Source organism: Kribbella sp. NPDC055071 (assembly GCF_053608045.1).
Genome location: NZ_JBSGUS010000002.1, coordinates 361,629 through 377,641, shown reverse-complemented (window position 1 = coordinate 377,641; position 16,013 = coordinate 361,629). Strand labels below are relative to the sequence as shown.

Genomic DNA, 16,013 nt, shown 5'->3' with positions numbered 1-16,013 from the left:
GTTCAGTGGACGCCGCTCATCAGTTTGGTGATGGGCTTGGCGGTGAGGAGGAGGAGTAGGCCCAGGAGGATGGCGATGGCGCCGATGATGCCGAAGTAGGGGGTTTCGTGGTCGGTGGAGTAGAGCTTGGCGAGGACGCCGGACATCGCCGTTCCGAGGGCTACCGACAGGAAGAACAGGGCGACCATCTGGGTTCGGAAGGCTTCTGGGGCGAGTTTTGTGGACAGGGAGAGGCCTACCGGGGAGAGGAGGAGCTCGGCGATCGTGAAGACGAGGAGGATGCCGGCCAGGCCGAGGAGGGGCGCGCTGTTCGGGCCGCCGCCGGACATCGTGAGGAAGAGCAGGAACGCGACGCCCATCACGATCAGGCCGGCGCTGAACTTGACCGGCGTCGACGGCTGGCGCGGGCCGAGCTTGGTCCAGATCGCCGCGAAGACACCGGACAGCACGATGATCATCACCGGGTTGATCGACTGCACGAACGAGACCGGCATCTCCCAGCCGAACAGATTCCGGTCCAGACGCTGGTCGGAGTAGATCGTCACCACGGTGAACTGCTGCTGGTAGAGCGACCAGAACGCCGCGCTCGCGATGAACAAGGGGATGAAGGCAACGACCCGGTTGCGCTCGATCTGCGTCAACCGGCCACTGCCGAGGATCACGATGAAGTATGCGATCGCCGCGAGCGCACTGATCACCGCGACGGCGATCGCGTACTTCGACGCCGGCAGCACTCCGGATACCAGGATCAGTACGACGACCACGAGCGCGACCCCGGCTCCGATGGCGACCCGGCGGGCCCCCTCGGCCGGCAAGGGATTCGGGACCTCGCGAGCGGTGTCACTCAGTCGCCGGCGGCCCGCGCCATACTGGACGAGCCCGAGGAACATGCCCGCGGCGGCCAGGCCGAAGCCGTAGTGGAAGCCGGCGTTCTTCTGCAGCAGGCCGGTGAGCAGCGGGCCGGCGAAGGCACCGAGGTTGATGCCGAGGTAGAACAGCGAGAACCCGCCGTCGCGACGATCGTCCTTCTCCGCGTAGAGCGTGCCGACCAGGGAGGTCGCGTTGGCCTTCACCCCACCGCTGCCGAAGCCGATCAGCACCAGCCCGACCGCGACACCCGCCAGGCCCGGGATCAGGGCCAGCGCGATGTGGCCGAGCATGACGACGACGGCCGCGTCGAACAACGTCCGCTCGGGACCCAGCAGCCGGTCGGCCAACCAACCCCCGAGGATTGTCGACAGGTAGACGAGACCGCCGTACGCGCCGACGATGCTGGTCGCGGTGCCTTCGTCGATCCCGAGACCGCCCTGGGCGGCGGTGTAGTACAGGTAGATCAACAGGATGCCTTGCATACCGTAGAACGAGAACCGCTCCCACAGCTCGACCCCGAAGAGGTTCGCGAGCACGGGCGGATGCCCGAAGAACGTGCGCTCACTGCGATCGGCTTCGGTACTACTCACTGCGGCTCCCGACTGTTGCCTGCGGATTCAGGTGGTGTGGTGGATGAAGAACTTGGCCGGGTCACCCGCGGCCCGCGCCCCGGATCCGATCCAGGCGGCGAACTCCTCGGGGTGCCGTCGCTCGAGCTCGTCGAGATAGGCACGGCGTACGTCGGACATCACCTGCCGCCGTTCCGATTCCGTTGCCACCTGCAACTGCCTGAAGCTCCGCCGCCACGCCAGGCAGAGCTCCTCGTCGCTCAGTTCACCCAGAGTCTGCCGTACGGCGGACCGATACGAGCGGACCAACGGGAGGTCGACCACTGGTGTCGCGGCGCGCTTCTGCACGCGCGGCCTGGGACTACGCACCTTCCTCTCCACGGCCTCGGGCGCGGAAAGAGTCTCGGTAGGTTTCAGCCGCGCGACGAACCATGGTGACGAGGCAACGATCAGCCCGAGCAGGGCGAGGGTCCCCAGTCCCACGGCGACGGCGTACCCGAGGATCGCCAGCGCGATCAGGCCGCCACGGCCGGCCCAGCGCGGCACCGCATGCATCAGGTCGATCGACGGCAGGTCGCGCGCCAATCCGATACTGAGGCAGAGGGATCCGCCCACGAACGCCGCGAGCAGGAACGAGACCAGATTCGTCGTCACACCGCTGAACACCAGCGCGGCCGCCAGACCGATCGCGGCCAGCAGCCCTACAGCTGTTCGCCACACCCGCCTGTACGGTAACCGGCTGGACCGCACCTCAACACACTGCCGCATGCGCCCCCGGTGCCCACACGGGCCGGTTCTCAACCCGCGATTCAGGGCCGGGACGGCGAGCTGACCTGCAGGGTCCGGGCGATCAGCGCACCGACCTGATCGAGCTCGATCAGGAAGCCGTCATGACCGTACGGCGACGTGATCGTGTGGACCCCGTCAGCCGCGGGGTAGGCAGCGACGAGCTGGGCCGACAGAGCCGGTGGGTAGAGCCGATCGGAGTCGACAGCCGCCACCACCAGCCGGGCCTTCAGTGCGGCCAAGGCTGTGTGCAGGTCGCCCCGGCCGCGGGTGACGTCGTGACTGTTCATCGCGCGGGTCAGGACGACGTACGAACCGGGATCGAAGCGCCGGGTGAGCTTGGCGGCGTGGTGATCGAGGTACGACTCGACCGCATAGCGGCCGCCACGCGAGGGATCCTCGCCGGGTTGCGCCTCGCGTCCGAAGCGGGTCGCCAGCTCGAACTCCGAGCGGTAGGTGACGTGCGCAATCCGGCGGGCGATGCCGAGCCCGGCGACCGGGGAGCGGCCGGTGCCGTAGTAGTCGCCGCCCTGCCAGTCCGGATCCGCGGTGATCGCGGCGAGTTGTGGCGCGCACCAGGCGATCTGGTCGGCGGTGGCGTAGCCGGTGGAGGCGAGAACGATCGCCGTACCGACGCGGTCCGGGTAGAGCAATGGCCACTCGAGCGCGCGCATACCGCCCATCGAGCCGCCGATCACCGCCGCCCACCGATCGATCCCCAAGGCATCGGTCAGTGCCGCTTCGGCGGTGACCTGGTCCCGGACGGTGATCGCGGGGAACCTGCTCCCCCACGGTCGCCCGTCCGGCGCATCGCTCGACGGCCCGGTGGTGCCCTGGCAACCACCGAGCACGTTCGCGGCGACGACGTACCAGTCGGCGGGGTCGAGGTAGCGGGTCAGCCCGTCCCACCACCCCGGCGTCGGTTGCCCGGGACCGGCCGGCCCGACCACGTGCGCATCACCGGTGAGCGCGTGGCAGATCAGGACGGCGTTGTCCCGGGCACCGTTCAGCCGGCCCCCAGGTTTCGTAGGCGATCCGTACGCCGGGCAGCGTCGTACCACTCTCGAGCTGAAGATTGCCTGCAGCAACGAATCGCCTCACGGCATCAGGCCGACTTGGCCGCGGCGAACCCGACCTCGAGGTCGGCCAGGATGTCGTCGATGTGTTCGAGCCCGACCGCGAGCCGGACCAGGCCCGGGGTGACGCCGGACGCGAGCTGATCCTCCTCCGACAGCTGGCTGTGGGTGGTCGAGGCCGGGTGGATCACCAGCGAGCGGACGTCGCCGATGTTCGCGACGTGGCTGTGCAGCTGCAGCGCGTTCACGAACCGCTTGCCTGCATCCACCCCACCCTTGATCTCGAACGCGACGACCGCACCCGCACCGCGCGGTGTGTACTTCTGCGCGAGCTCGTAGTACTGGCTCGACGGCAGGCTCGCGTACGCGACGCTGTCCACCTCGTCCCGTGCTTCCAGCCATTGCGCGACCTTGAGGGCGTTGTCGAGGTGCCGCTCGATCCGCAGCGACAGCGTCTCCAGACCCTGCGCGATCAGGAACGCGTTGAACGGCGACAACGCCGTACCGAGGTCGCGCAGCCACTGCACCCGGGCCTTCAGGATGTAGGCCAGGTTGCCCAGGTCCGAACCGACGCCGAGCGCCGTACCGTAGGTGAGCCCGTGGTAGCTCGGGTCCGGCTGGTTGAAGCCGGGGAAGCGCTCCGGGTTCGCCGCGTAGTCGAACTTGCCGCTGTCCACGATCACGCCGGCGATCGCCGTACCGTGCCCGCCCAGGTACTTCGTCGCCGAGTGCACCACCACGTCGGCACCGTGCTCGAGCGGCCGCAGCACGTACGGCGTGGCGACGGTGTTGTCCACGATCAGCGGTACGCCGTACTCGTGCGCTACCCCGGCGATGCCCTCGATGTCGAAGATCTCGCTCTTCGGGTTCGCGATCGTCTCACCGAAGAACGCCTTGGTGTTCGGCTTGATCGCGGCCTTCCAGGACTCCAGGTCGCTCGGGTCCTCGACGAAGCTCACCTCGATGCCGAGCTTCGGGAACGTGTAGTGGAACAGGTTGTAGGTGCCGCCGTACAGGCTCGGGCTGCTGACGACGTGGTCGCCCGCCTCGGCGATGTTCAGCAGCGCGAGACTCGTCGCGGCCTGACCGGAGCTGACCAACAGCGCCGCGGTGCCGCCTTCCAGGCTGGCGATGCGCTGCTCGACCGCGTCCTGGGTCGGGTTCTGGATGCGGGTGTAGATATTGCCGAACTCCTGCAGTCCGAACAGGCTGGCCGCATGGTCGGTGCTGTCGAAGGTGTACGACGTGGTCTGGTAGATCGGCAGCGCCCTGGCCTTGGTGGTCGGGTCGGACGTCTGGCCGGCATGGATCTGCCTGGTCTCGAACGACCAGTTCGGCGTGGTCATCAGTAGCCCCTTTCGCGAAGTTTGTGCTGAAAGTTTAGTGATTTGGTCGACTTACCTGTTGGCGTCTCGCTGGGTGGACTGATCTGTGACCGCGCAACAACAGCCGGCGACGGCCGGTTCGGAGGGGCAGACGTTGGCGGGTTTTGGGGCAGGGCGTGGGGATGGACGGGCGTTGCGGGGTCGGGGGAAATTAGGGTCTGAGGGTTGTTATCCGACGAGGGGGTTGGCTGTGCGGAGTGAATTGTTTGCGGCGGGGAATCAGGAGCAGGAGTCGGCCCAGGCCGGGCTGCGGTTGCAGAACTCGAAGCTGCTGAAGGTCGAGCTGCGCGGTGAGGTGTTCGCGCGGCAGGGTGCGATGGTCGCGTACCAGGGGAACGTGCAGTTCGAGGCCCAGGGCTCCGGCGGGATCGGGAAGTTCCTGAAGAGCAAGCTGACCGGCGAAGGCGTGCCGCTGATGAAGATGCGCGGCGAGGGTGACGTGTTCCTGGCCGATCGCGCTTCGGACGTGTATCTGATCGACCTGGAGGGTCCGCACGACGGGCTCAGCATCAACGGCGGCAACGTGCTCGCGTTCGAGTCGTCGCTGAGCTGGGACATCCAGCGGGTCCAGGGTGCCGGCATGTTGTCGAACGCAGGTCTGTTCAACTGCGTGTTCTCCGGCCAGGGCCGCCTCGCGATCACCTGCAAGGGCACGCCCGTGGTGCTGACCGTGGACCAGCCGACGTTCGCCGACCCGCAGTCCGCGATCTGCTGGTCGACCGGCCTCCAGACCGGCTACACCCGGGCCGACCAGATCGGCCTCGGCACGCTGCTCGGTCGCAGCACCGGTGAGGCGTTCACGATGAGCTTCCAGGGCCAGGGCTTCGTCGTCGTCCAGCCGTCCGAGGAGCCGTCCGGCGGATTCATCTCCGGGACCGGCGGCGGCACCCAGGCCGGTCAGGACGGCGGTGTCGGCGGCATGCTGGGCGGTCTACTCGGCGGACGCTAACTCCGTGCAGATATCCCACGAAGCTTGCCGGAGAAGGGCCGCGGTGTCGGCATCGAGGCCCTTCACCGGTACGTCGGTGCCGACCGGATCCTCGCTCAGCAGCGCAATCAGGAACACGCACGCCGCCAGGTAGCTCCCCGCGAGCGCCGGGTGACTGTTGTCCGCATCGTGCAGCACAGGCTGGTCGAACCGGCTCAAGAAGCGCTTCCACACCGACCCGACCGGGACGAGTGTCGCCGCCAGCTCCACCGCGCTCCCGCCGTACGCATCCGTGAGCGCCTGCTGGGTCTCCGGCGCGTTGCGCCGGGCCCAGGTCTCGTACAGCGCCGTCCGGGCGCCCGCAGCCGAGATCGCGGCATGGAAGTCGCGCGCACTGTCCCGGAACCGCGCCGGGCTCTTGATCGGCAGCGTGCTCTGCTCCTGCAGTACGACGGTGTCGAATCCGCCGGTCGCGATCGCGTCGAGCGATTTACCGGCGTTGAGGTGCTGCCGCAGCGACGCACCACCGGCCTGAATCAGCGTGAAGTCCAGCTCGATCCCACGAGCACCGGCCAGCCCTTTGAGCAGACCAGGCAGGTTGTTCCGCGCCGTGAAGCTGTTTCCCACAAAGAGGATCCGCACAGGCCCGACGCTACTATGCCGGGATGGCAACTGCGCTGTCGATGGACGAACTACGGTTGGCCTGGTGACGATGCGCTTCTCGATCAACATTCCGAACTTCGGGGACTTCGCCGACGCCCATGCGGTCGCGCAGGTGGCGGTCGCCGCCGAGGAGGCGGGGTGGGACGGGCTGTTCGTCTGGGATCACGTGGTGCAGACCAAGGCGCGGCGGCGCGGGCAGGCGTTCGGGGATCCGTGGATGTTGCTGACCGCGGCCGGGATGGCGACCTCGCGGATCAAGCTGGCGCCGTTGGTGACACCGGTTGCGCGACGGCGGCCGGAGCAGTTGGCCCGGCAGGTCGCGACGCTGGACGCGCTGTCCGGCGGGCGGGTGATCTTCGCGGCAGGGCTCGGTGCGCCGATCGCGGACGAGTTCGGCAGCTTCGGCGACGAGACGGATCCGAGGGTCCTGGCCGAGAAGCTCGACGAGGGGCTCGACCTGCTCGCGGCGTACTGGTCGGGTACGGCGGTCAACCACGACGGCCCGCACTACCGCGTCGACGACGTGACGTTGCTGCCGGCAACGGTTCAGCAGCCGCGGCCGCCGGTGTGGATCGCCGGATACTGGCCGCGGAAGGCACCGATGCGACGAGCCGCGCGCTGGGACGGCGCCGTACCGCTGTTCGAATCCGCCAACCATGGCGAGGCTCCGCCCGTCGACGATGTGCGTGCTGTCGCCAGCTATCTCCGTGACCAGCACACCGGCCGGACCACGCCGTACGACATCGTTGTCGGTGGCGTCAGCCCTACGGACCCGGCCAAGGCCCGCGCGCTGATCGAGCCTCTCGCCGAGGCCGGCGCCACCTGGTGGGACGAACGCCAACTCATCACCGGCACGGACTTCTATCGGCTCGACCCGGTCCTGCGCCGGATCCATGAAGGTCCTCCGCGGTGACCGAAGAGTCGTCCTGTTGTGCGCCTCCTCGGGCGGAGGTGGGGAGTGTGCCTCCTCCGCTGCCGGAGGAGTGTGGGATTCATGAGGTCGAGCAGGTGGTTGTCCCGGGCGGCGAGTTCGCGATGGGTGATTCCACTGGGGACGGGAACGCGTGCGACGGCGAGGCACCGGTTCATCGGGTCACCGTCTCCGCCTTCAACATCGATGCGACCCCCGTGACCAACCGGGATTTTGCCCGGTTCGTCGACGACACCGGGTATCGGACCGAGGCCGAGACGTTCGGATACTCCGCGGTGTTTCACCTGGCGTTGCAGGCTGCGCCGGATGAGGTGATGGGGCCCGCTGCGGGGACACCGTGGTGGGCCGGCGTGCGAGGTGCGGACTGGCGGCATCCGGGTGGATCCCGGTCTGATCTGGAGGGTCTCGACGACCATCCCGTCGTCCACGTGAGTTGGCACGATGCCGTTGCCTACGGCAAGTGGTCGGGCCGGCGGCTGCCGACCGAGGCCGAGTGGGAGTTCGCATCGCGCGGTGGGCTCGAGAACGCGCGGTATCCCTGGGGTGACGAGCTGCTGACGGCCGACGGCGAGTGGCAGTGCAACATCTGGCAGGGCGACTTCCCGGAACGCAACGACCTCGACGACGGCTACCTCACGACCGCTCCGGTGCGGAGTTTCGCGCCGAACGCCTACGGCCTGTGGCAGACGGTCGGCAACGTGTGGGAGTGGTGCGGGGACTGGTTCGGCCCGCGGTACTACAAGTTCTCCCCCGCCATCGACCCGCAGGGACCCAAGCTCGGAGCGGCCCGGGTGATCCGCGGTGGCTCATATCTCTGCCACGACTCCTACTGCAACCGCTACCGCAACGCCGCCCGCTCCTCCAACACCCCCGAGTCGTCGATGGGCAACGCCGGCTTCCGCACGGTCGCACTCACGACGGTGTGATCCGTACGTCGGCAGCCCGCAAACCCGGCGTGGTCACGGCGACGGCGGCCACCGCGGCCACACACAGCACCGCCCCGGAGGCCAGGGCCAGCACCGGCGAGGTGAACTGGGCGACCAGGCCGCCGCGGAGGTTGCCCAGGTCGGGACCGGCTTGGCCGACAATCTGCTCGGCGGCGCTGACCCGGCCGAGCAGCTCACTCGGCGTGTGGAGCTGGACGATCGTGCTGCGGGAGACGACCGAGACCGTGTCCGCCGCACCGGCCACAGCCAGGAACACCAACGCCAGCCATGGCACCGGCGAGAACGCGAACAACACCAGCGCGACACCCCATCCAGCCGATCCGACCAGCATCACCACGCCGTGACGTGGCAGCCGCGTGAACGTGCCGGACAGCATCGACGCCGCGACACCGCCCACCGCGATCGCCGTCAGGAACAGCCCGAGTGTCCGCGGATCGTTGCCGAATCGCTCCGCATTGATCACCGGGAACAGGCTGATCGGCATCGACAGGACGGTCGCCGCCAGGTCGGTGATCAACGCGCCACGGATCACCGGCGTTGCCGCGACGAACGTCAATCCGTCCCAAACGGCCCGCAGACCGGGCTTGGCGACGGCTTCGGTCCGCATCCGCGGCAGTCCGAGGACGCCGTACAGCGCGGCGAGAAAGCTCAGGCAGTCGATCAGGTAGCACGCGCCCGTGCCCCAAGCGTTCACCACGACACCGCCGAGCGCGGGGCCGACCAGCATCGCGGCCTGGAAGCCAACCCGGTTCAGTGCGATGCCGGCCGCGAGGAGGTCGCGCGGCAGCAACTGCGGGAGCACGGTCCGCGCGACCGGTCCGGCCGCGGCCCCGAACGAAGCCTGCGCGGCAACAAGCCCAAGCAGTACGCCGACGGGCACCGGCCCGATCACCAGCTGACTCGCCATCGCCCCGGCGGCGACCAGTTGGCCGCAGATGGTGATCAGGTAGAACCGGCGTCTCTCGACCCGGTCGATGACCGCGCCGGCGAACAACCCGAGCAGGATCAGCGGCAACGCCTGCGACAACCCGACGGCGCCGGTCCACGCCGTACTCCGGGTCTGGTCCCAGACCTGGAACATCACGGCGACAAAGGCCAGCTGACCACCGAACGTCGACAGCACCTGCCCGACCCACAACCGCCGGAACGCCGGGACGGCCCGCAACGGCTCCAGGTCGATCAGCGCGTGCCGGACGCTCATTTGTCCAGCTTGTCGGCGATTCGGTCGTGGAAACTCTTCCGGGCCAGGGCTGCTTCGACGTCCCGCACGACCTGGGTCATCGGATACCGCAGCTCGGCCTCGAGCTCCGTGATCGCGGCCTCGGTGGCTCGCCACTCGGCGGCCAGGAGGTCGACGAGCTTCTTCGCCTTCGGGGTCAGCGCGACTTTCTTGCTGCGGGCATCGGTCCCGGGCACGGTCCGGACGAAGCCGGCCGTCCGCATCGCCGAAACCTTCTGGCTCAAGGCCGAATGCGTCCGGCCGACCGACTCGGCCAGCTCGGTGATCGTCATCGGGCCCTTGGTGTGCAGCCGGAGCAGCTCCATCACGTAGCTGGGCTTCAGCCCCTTGACCTCGCGATCGGTGTAGATACTCGCGATCTCGGCATCCATCCGCGCCAGCAACTCGTGCAACGGCCGCCACTGACTCAGCTCGGTCGGGTCATCCATCCTCAAATCATAACAGTACTTATATAAGTTCTGTTCGATCGCTTGATCCGGGCGATGGCCAGGACGGCGGCCAGCAGGCTGATCGCGGCCAGGGTCGCGAAGCCGAACCGGGTGTCGGTGTGGCCGGTGACCACCGAGGTGACCAGCATGACCACGACCGTGGCGGCCAGACCGTACCCGTTGGCGACGCCGAACGCATGCCCGACCCGCGACTCGTCGACCGAGGTCATGAGCAAGGATCGGGTCGCGATCCGGGCCTGCCCGAACACAAACGCACCGACGAGCACGAGTCCCATCAACGCACCGACTCCGAACAGCGGCTGCAGCACCAGCAGCACGTTGCACACGAGGAAGCCCACCACCGCGAGGCGAAGATCACCGAGCCGTACGACCGAACGCCGGTAGGCCACCGCGGCCAGCAGGAACCCGACACCACCCACCGCATCCACGACCCCGAGAACCGCCGGCCCGCGATGCCACTCCCCGATCACCAACACCGGCAACAGTGCATTGAACACCGTCACCACAACCAGCCCCTGCCCGAACAGCAAGGCCAACGGAGCCAGCGGCAGCCCGGTCCGTTCGGTGACCTGCGGCAACTCCTCGACGACCTCCACACGCCGGCGGGTCGGACCAACGGCGGCAAGCAGGAGCGCGGAGGCAACGAACGTCAAACCGTTGAAGACGAAGAGCGGGGCCGAGCCGAAGAGCTGGAGCGCGAAGCCGCCTATTGATGCCGAGAGCAACATTCCGGACTGGAGCGCGATCTCGTAGTGAGCATTGAAGGGGCGGAGGGTGGCGAGGGGTACGCGCTCTCGGACCAGCGCCGCGCTGGTCGGGGTGAACAGCGCCGCCATCACCGCGAGCGCGAAGTTGGTTGCGTAGATGAGGGGTTGTTGAGGTCCGCCCAGCGCGAGACCGACAGGCAGGCTGAGCGCTGCGATCGCACTCACCAGGTCACACCCGATCCACAACCGGCGCCGGTCGAAGCGGTCCGCCAGGCCACCGAAGTACGGCGAGAGCACGGCCTGCGGGACCGCGACCGCGATGAACAGCCAGCCGACATCCAGCATCGATCCCTGGGCGCGCACCAGCAGCAGCGCGGCGCCGAGCAACTGGATGTTGTTCCCGAGCGAGGTGATGAAGGCCGCCGGCAACAGCAGCTTGTAGGTGGTCACGCACCTACGGTGCCAGCAATACCTGACAGGCGATGTCAGTGTTGCTTTTCGCTACTCCAGTCTCGTAAATTGTCTAAATACGACACAGCAGTAGCGGAAAGAGGAACGATGGTAGGCCGAGGACGACCACGCGACGCCGGAGTGGAGGGCCGGCTCCTGCAGGCCGCGATGACCGAGATGCGGGCCCGGGGGTACGACGGACTCTCGGTCGACCGGGTCGCGGAGCGGGCCGGGGTCGCCAAGACCACGCTGTACCGGCGCTGGCCGAGCAAGGCCGAGCTGGTGATCGCGATGATCGCCCAGCTCCGTTCCGCCGTACCGTTCGAGCCGAGTGGCGACTCGCGGCGCGATCTCACCGACCTCGTCACCGGCGTCGCCACCACGTTGAGCGCGCTGCCGGTCACGCTGGTCGCCGACCTGGCCGCGGCTGCCGCCCGCGAACCTCGTGTCGGCGAGAGCGTGCGCGCCCTCTGGGGTGAGCGGCATGCGGCTGTCACCGCCGTACTCGCACAAGCCCAAGCCGAGGGCCGCGTGCCCGCACACGCCGATCCCGCCGTGCTGGTCGACCAGCTCGTCGGGCCGCTGTACTACCGGCTCCTCGTCACCGGCGAGCCGATCACTTCCGCCTACGTGAGGGAGCTGGTGCTCAGCACCCTCGGACCCGATCTGGAGCAGCCATGAAGATCCTCACCGCAATCGCCGTCGTCGTCGTCCTGCTGGCCGGCTACACGATCTACACCATCGCCCGCCCGTTCGTCCTGCACACCGAGCTCGACATCGACGCGAGCCCCGAGCAGGTCTGGAAGGTCCTCACCGACCGGCAGGCCTACCCGGAGTGGAACCCTTTCATCATTTCGTCGACCGGCGACCTGACCAAGGGCGCGACCATCACCAACGTCCTGCGCGACACCAAGGGCGCCGAGACGACGTTCACGCCCGAACTCCTCGCGGTCGAGCCGAACAAGGAGCTCCGCTGGATCGGCAAGATCGCCTTCGGCGGCATCTTCGACGGCGAACACGCCTTCCGCCTCGAGCCTCTCCCGGACGGCCGCACCCACCTGATCCAGGAAGAACGCTTCCGTGGCGTCGCCATCCCCTTCACCCGCTCGATGCTCAAAACCACCATCAAGCCCCAGTTCGAAGCGATGAACCAGGCCCTCGCCGCCCGTGCCGCCAATTGATCCAGCTGACGCATGAAGTCATGCTGAAAGATTCATTGGACGGATGAGTGAGGTGGTGGTTGGGTCGGGAGTATGGAGAAGCGCAGATTGGGACGGGTGGGTATCGAGGTCAGCCCGGTGGGGTTCGGGAGCTGGGCGATCGGCGGGCCGTTCAGCGATGAAGAGGGGAATCCGCTCGGGTGGGGTGAGGTCGACGACGACGAGTCGGTGCGGGCGATCCGGCGGGCGGTCGAGCTCGGGGTGACGTTCTTCGACACCGCCGATGTGTACGGCGCCGGACACAGCGAACGCGTGCTGGGTAAGGCACTCGAGGGCCGTCGCGACCAGGTGGTGATCGCGACCAAGTGGGGTAACACGTTCGACGAGGCGACCCGGGTCATGCACGGGCAGGACAGCACACCCGAGTACGTGCACAAGGCCGTGCGGGCCTCGCTCGACCGGCTCGGGACGGACTACCTCGACCTGTATCAACTGCACTACGACACCACCGATGAGATCGCGCTGCCGTTGCGTGACGCGTGCGAAGACCTGGTCCGGGAAGGGCTGATCCGCAGCTACGCCTGGAGCACGGACACCCTGCACAGCGCGGAGTTGTTCGCCGCGGGCAAGCACTGTTCGGCGGTGCAGCACGAAGCGAGTGTGCTGCACGACGCCCCGGACTTCTTCGCTTTGTGTGAACGCGAGGACCTCGCCAGCATCAACCGGACCCCGCTCGGCATGGGCATCCTCGGCCGCCGCGACGCCAACCGGCCGGCGACCGGTGCGGACATCCGGACGCTGCCGCCGTCCTGGCTGCGCTACTTCGAGAAGGGCGGCGTACCGGCACCCGAGTGGTGGGACAAGGTCACGGCTGTCCGCGACGTCCTGGAGAGCGACGGGCGGACGCTGGCGCAGGGCGCGTTGGCCTGGTTGTGGGCGCGGAGCCCGCGGACCGTCCCGATCCCGGGATTCCGCACGGTGGCACAGGCCGAGGCCAACGCCGGCGCGATGGCATTCGGCCCCCTCACCGACGACCAGTTGGCCGAGATCACCAAGCTGATCGCGGGTTAGCGCTTCAGAGCGGGCAACTCGACAGACATATACGGCCACCGCCCGATCGCGCCAGGTGTCGCGGTGCGGAAATCTGGCGGCAGTGGACGTATACGTCCTGTCCTCGTGCACGGGTTTGGGGGTCAGGGTTTGGTAGTGCCGCGCAGGATCAGGCGGGCCGGCGCGATCAGCTCCTGCGGATCACCGGTCGGCCCGCCGTTCAGCTGAGCGATCAGCAACGCGACGATCGCGTCCGCCATCTCCTCGTGCCCCGGGTTGATGGTCGACAGCGCCGGCACCAGGTACGGCGCTTCGTCGATGTCGTCGAAACCCACCACCTGCACGTCGTCCGGCACCCGCAGCTCCGCATCCGCCAAGGCCCGAAGGGCGCCCAGGGCAACGACATCGGTCAGCGCGAAGACCCCGTCGAAGCCGATCCCACGCCCCAGCAACGACCGGATCGCGTCGTACCCCTCCTGCAGGGTGAATCTGCACCGGATCGTCAGCTCCGGATCGATCGGTACGTCGGCCTCCGCATGCGCCACCGCATAACCCTCGGCTCGCAGGGACGGCATGTTCGCGGTCGAGTCCGGGTCGCCGCCGAGCATCGCGATCCGACGCGCGCCGGTGGTGAGCAGATGCGCGGTCGCCTGCCGCGCTCCGTCGACGTTGTCCATCATCACGTGGTCGAAGCGGGACGGCAGCGCGCGTTCGCCGATCATCACGACCGGTGCGTCGTTGCGGAGCTGGCTCAATTCGGACGGGTCGCTGTCGACCACGCTGAGGATCAGACCGTCGTACATCCGCAGCCGCGAGAACGCGACCGCATCCAGCTCGCCTTCCCGGCTCGCACCCGTACGCTCCATCACGATCCGTAGATTGTGTGCCTCGAAACGATCCGCAAGGCGTCCTGCCAGCTGGGCGAAGTACGGGCGCTCGAGCTCGGGGACAGCGAGACCCACCACTCCGGTTCGCCCCGCGCGCAGGTGCCGGGCGGCCAGGTTGACCTGGTAGCCGAGCTCGCTGATCGCGGCCAGCACGCGCTCCCGGGTCGCGGCGCCGACGCGCGGCCGCCCGTTGATGACGTTGGACACGGTCATTGTGGAAACACCCGCCGACCGTGCCACGTCCGCCATTGTCACCACAGCGGACGTTCGCCTGCCGGCGTCCCCACCCCGCCGCCCCGGTCGCTTCATGTACCCCACCCTATGCAAACGATATCCCGATGAATCTGCGCCGTACAGTAGCCCTCCAGACGGCCGCGCGACCAACAATCCATGGGGGAATCTGTTGTCCAAGGCATCATCTGCACGGATCGTGATCGATTTCGACGTACCGGGCCCGACGATCAGCCGGCACCTGTACGGTCACTTCGCCGAGCATCTCGGACGCTGTATTTACGGCGGTTTCTACGTCGGCGAGGACTCAGAGCTACCGAACGAGCGTGGCATCCGGCTCGATGTGATAGATGCACTTCGCCTGGTGAACATTCCGAATCTGCGCTGGCCGGGCGGTTGTTTCGCCGACGAGTACCACTGGAAAGACGGGATCGGACCGAAGGCCGATCGCCCGTCGATGATCAACACGCATTGGGGTGACGTCGAGGAGAACAATCATTTCGGCACTCATGAGTTCATGGCGTTGTGTGAGCTGCTTGGCGCGGATCCATATGTCAGTGGCAATGTGGGCAGTGGAACCGTGCGGGAGATGAGTGAATGGGTCGAGTACCTCACGCGTGCCGGTGACAGCCCGATGGTTCGGTTACGCAAGGCGAACGGCCGGGACGAACCGTGGCGAGTTCCGTTCTGGGGAATCGGCAACGAGACCTGGGGATGCGGTGGGAACCTGAGCGCCGAGGCGTACGCCGATCTGGCCCGCCAGTACGCCACGTTCTGTCGGGACCACGGCGACAACTCCCTGTACCGCATCGCGGCCGGCGCGACCGACGACGACCTGGCCTGGACCGAAGCCCTGATGAAGTCCATCAGCAGCCTGGGCAGCCGACGCGCGCCAAGAGACACCTTCCAGGCGATCTCACTGCACTACTACACGATCGCAGGGACCTGGCAGCAGAAGGGATCTGCGACCGACTTCGACCTCGACGACTACTACCGCACCATCATCAAGGCGCAGGATGTGGAGCGCGTACTCCGCGCTCACTCCGCGGTGATGGACGCCTACGACCCCGGACGCCGAGTCGGATTGGCACTCGACGAGTGGGGCACCTGGTGGGACGTCGAGCCGGGTACGAATCCTGGCTTCCTGTCCCAGCAGAACACGATGCGCGACGCGTTGGTGGCGAGTCTGCACTTCGATGTGTTCCACCGGCATGCGGATCGGCTCGTGATGGCGAACCTCGCGCAGGCGGTCAACGTGCTCCAGGCGGTGTTGCACACCGACGAGAAGGGTGGGCTTGTCCGGACCCCGACGTACCACGTCTTCGAGATGAACAAGGGACACCACGACGCGGTCTCCGTGCCTGTGCACGTGGTCGACCAACCCCCGTCGGCCGGGCCGATGAAGCTCGTGTCCGCGTCGGCGTCGGTCAAGGACGGACGGGCGCTCGTGTCGCTCAGCAATCTGGATCCCGTTGCGCCACTGGACGTCGTACTGGATCTGCGCGGCGGAGCGGTTCGGGATCCGGTCGGAAGGTTGCTGACAGCAACCAAGCCGCAGTCCCGCAACACCATGACTGATCCTGATGCGGTTGCTCCGGTTCCGCTCAGCTTGGAATCGGAACCTCGCGGGCTACGGGTCAGGCTGCCGCCGCACTCGTTCGCGACGATCAGCTCGGCGGTGTGA

At 67.6% G+C, this 16,013-nt stretch carries 16 protein-coding genes; 7 read left to right on the top strand and 9 right to left on the bottom strand.

Annotated elements, in window-relative coordinates; translation table 11 throughout:
* Window positions 1–2 precede the first annotated feature (2 nt).
* From ACWF4Z_RS05200 to ACWF4Z_RS05185, 4 genes are all read right to left on the bottom strand, one after another.
* Complete coding sequence (locus ACWF4Z_RS05200) at window positions 3–1,460, bottom strand: peptide MFS transporter (RefSeq protein ID WP_452241664.1); 1,458 nt, start codon at window positions 1,458–1,460, stop codon at window positions 3–5.
* Window positions 1,461–1,487: 27 nt separating this feature from the next.
* Entirely contained in the window at window positions 1,488–2,159 is a 672-nt protein-coding gene (locus tag ACWF4Z_RS05195) for a hypothetical protein (RefSeq protein ID WP_452241663.1), read from the bottom strand.
* An 89-nt stretch (window positions 2,160–2,248) separates the two neighbouring features.
* Window positions 2,249–3,313: a homoserine O-acetyltransferase MetX gene (gene metX, locus ACWF4Z_RS05190; protein ID WP_452241662.1), complete on the bottom strand. Its 1,065-nt coding sequence runs from the start codon at window positions 3,311–3,313 to the stop codon at window positions 2,249–2,251.
* A 17-nt stretch (window positions 3,314–3,330) separates the two neighbouring features.
* Window positions 3,331–4,647 (bottom strand): bifunctional o-acetylhomoserine/o-acetylserine sulfhydrylase, encoded by a 1,317-nt coding sequence (locus ACWF4Z_RS05185; protein WP_452241661.1) that lies wholly within the window; start codon window positions 4,645–4,647, stop codon window positions 3,331–3,333.
* Window positions 4,648–4,876: 229 nt separating this feature from the next.
* Here ACWF4Z_RS05185 and ACWF4Z_RS05180 point away from each other — a divergent pair, with 229 nt between their 5' ends.
* On the top strand, window positions 4,877–5,635 hold the full coding sequence (locus ACWF4Z_RS05180) for an AIM24 family protein (RefSeq protein ID WP_452241660.1): 759 nt from the start codon (window positions 4,877–4,879) through the stop codon (window positions 5,633–5,635).
* Here the strand turns inward: ACWF4Z_RS05180 and ACWF4Z_RS05175 are convergent.
* On the bottom strand, window positions 5,618–6,256 hold the full coding sequence (locus ACWF4Z_RS05175; RefSeq protein WP_452241659.1) for a hypothetical protein: 639 nt from the start codon (window positions 6,254–6,256) through the stop codon (window positions 5,618–5,620). The two genes, ACWF4Z_RS05180 and ACWF4Z_RS05175, sit on opposite strands and share 18 nt — an antisense overlap.
* 70 nt (window positions 6,257–6,326) lie before the next feature.
* Here ACWF4Z_RS05175 and ACWF4Z_RS05170 point away from each other — a divergent pair, with 70 nt between their 5' ends.
* Complete coding sequence (locus ACWF4Z_RS05170; protein WP_452241939.1) at window positions 6,327–7,190, top strand: LLM class flavin-dependent oxidoreductase; 864 nt, start codon at window positions 6,327–6,329, stop codon at window positions 7,188–7,190.
* Between the two features lie 59 nt (window positions 7,191–7,249).
* Window positions 7,250–8,134: a formylglycine-generating enzyme family protein gene (locus tag ACWF4Z_RS05165; RefSeq protein WP_452241938.1), complete on the top strand. Its 885-nt coding sequence runs from the start codon at window positions 7,250–7,252 to the stop codon at window positions 8,132–8,134.
* On the opposite strand, the gene ACWF4Z_RS05160 is transcribed toward ACWF4Z_RS05165, so the two are convergent.
* The 3 genes from ACWF4Z_RS05160 to ACWF4Z_RS05150 are packed head-to-tail and all read right to left on the bottom strand — an operon-like array spanning window position 8,121 to window position 11,001.
* Entirely contained in the window at window positions 8,121–9,356 is a 1,236-nt protein-coding gene (locus ACWF4Z_RS05160; RefSeq protein WP_452241658.1) for an MFS transporter, read from the bottom strand. The two genes, ACWF4Z_RS05165 and ACWF4Z_RS05160, sit on opposite strands and share 14 nt — an antisense overlap.
* Window positions 9,353–9,823, bottom strand: coding sequence for a MarR family winged helix-turn-helix transcriptional regulator (locus ACWF4Z_RS05155; protein WP_452241657.1), 471 nt, complete (start codon window positions 9,821–9,823; stop codon window positions 9,353–9,355). The genes ACWF4Z_RS05160 and ACWF4Z_RS05155 overlap by 4 nt, the downstream gene beginning before the upstream one ends.
* Window positions 9,824–9,825: 2 nt before the next feature.
* Window positions 9,826–11,001, bottom strand: coding sequence for an MFS transporter (locus ACWF4Z_RS05150; RefSeq protein ID WP_452241656.1), 1,176 nt, complete (start codon window positions 10,999–11,001; stop codon window positions 9,826–9,828).
* A 108-nt stretch (window positions 11,002–11,109) separates the two neighbouring features.
* Here ACWF4Z_RS05150 and ACWF4Z_RS05145 point away from each other — a divergent pair, with 108 nt between their 5' ends.
* From ACWF4Z_RS05145 to ACWF4Z_RS05135, 3 genes are all read left to right on the top strand, one after another.
* Window positions 11,110–11,682, top strand: coding sequence for a TetR/AcrR family transcriptional regulator (locus tag ACWF4Z_RS05145; protein ID WP_452241655.1), 573 nt, complete (start codon window positions 11,110–11,112; stop codon window positions 11,680–11,682).
* A complete protein-coding gene (locus ACWF4Z_RS05140) occupies window positions 11,679–12,182 on the top strand; it encodes an SRPBCC family protein (RefSeq protein WP_452241654.1) in 504 nt (167 codons plus the stop codon). Before ACWF4Z_RS05145 ends, ACWF4Z_RS05140 begins: the two co-directional genes overlap by 4 nt.
* A gap of 96 nt (window positions 12,183–12,278) precedes the next feature.
* Complete coding sequence (locus ACWF4Z_RS05135; protein WP_452241653.1) at window positions 12,279–13,232, top strand: aldo/keto reductase; 954 nt, start codon at window positions 12,279–12,281, stop codon at window positions 13,230–13,232.
* 122 nt (window positions 13,233–13,354) lie between these two features.
* Here ACWF4Z_RS05135 and ACWF4Z_RS05130 read toward each other — a convergent pair whose 3' ends face one another.
* Window positions 13,355–14,347, bottom strand: a complete 993-nt coding sequence (locus ACWF4Z_RS05130) for a LacI family DNA-binding transcriptional regulator (RefSeq protein ID WP_452241937.1) — start codon at window positions 14,345–14,347, stop codon at window positions 13,355–13,357.
* 181 nt (window positions 14,348–14,528) lie between these two features.
* On the opposite strand from ACWF4Z_RS05130, the gene ACWF4Z_RS05125 reads away from it, so the two are divergent.
* Window positions 14,529–16,013, top strand: a complete 1,485-nt coding sequence (locus ACWF4Z_RS05125; protein WP_452241652.1) for an alpha-N-arabinofuranosidase — start codon at window positions 14,529–14,531, stop codon at window positions 16,011–16,013.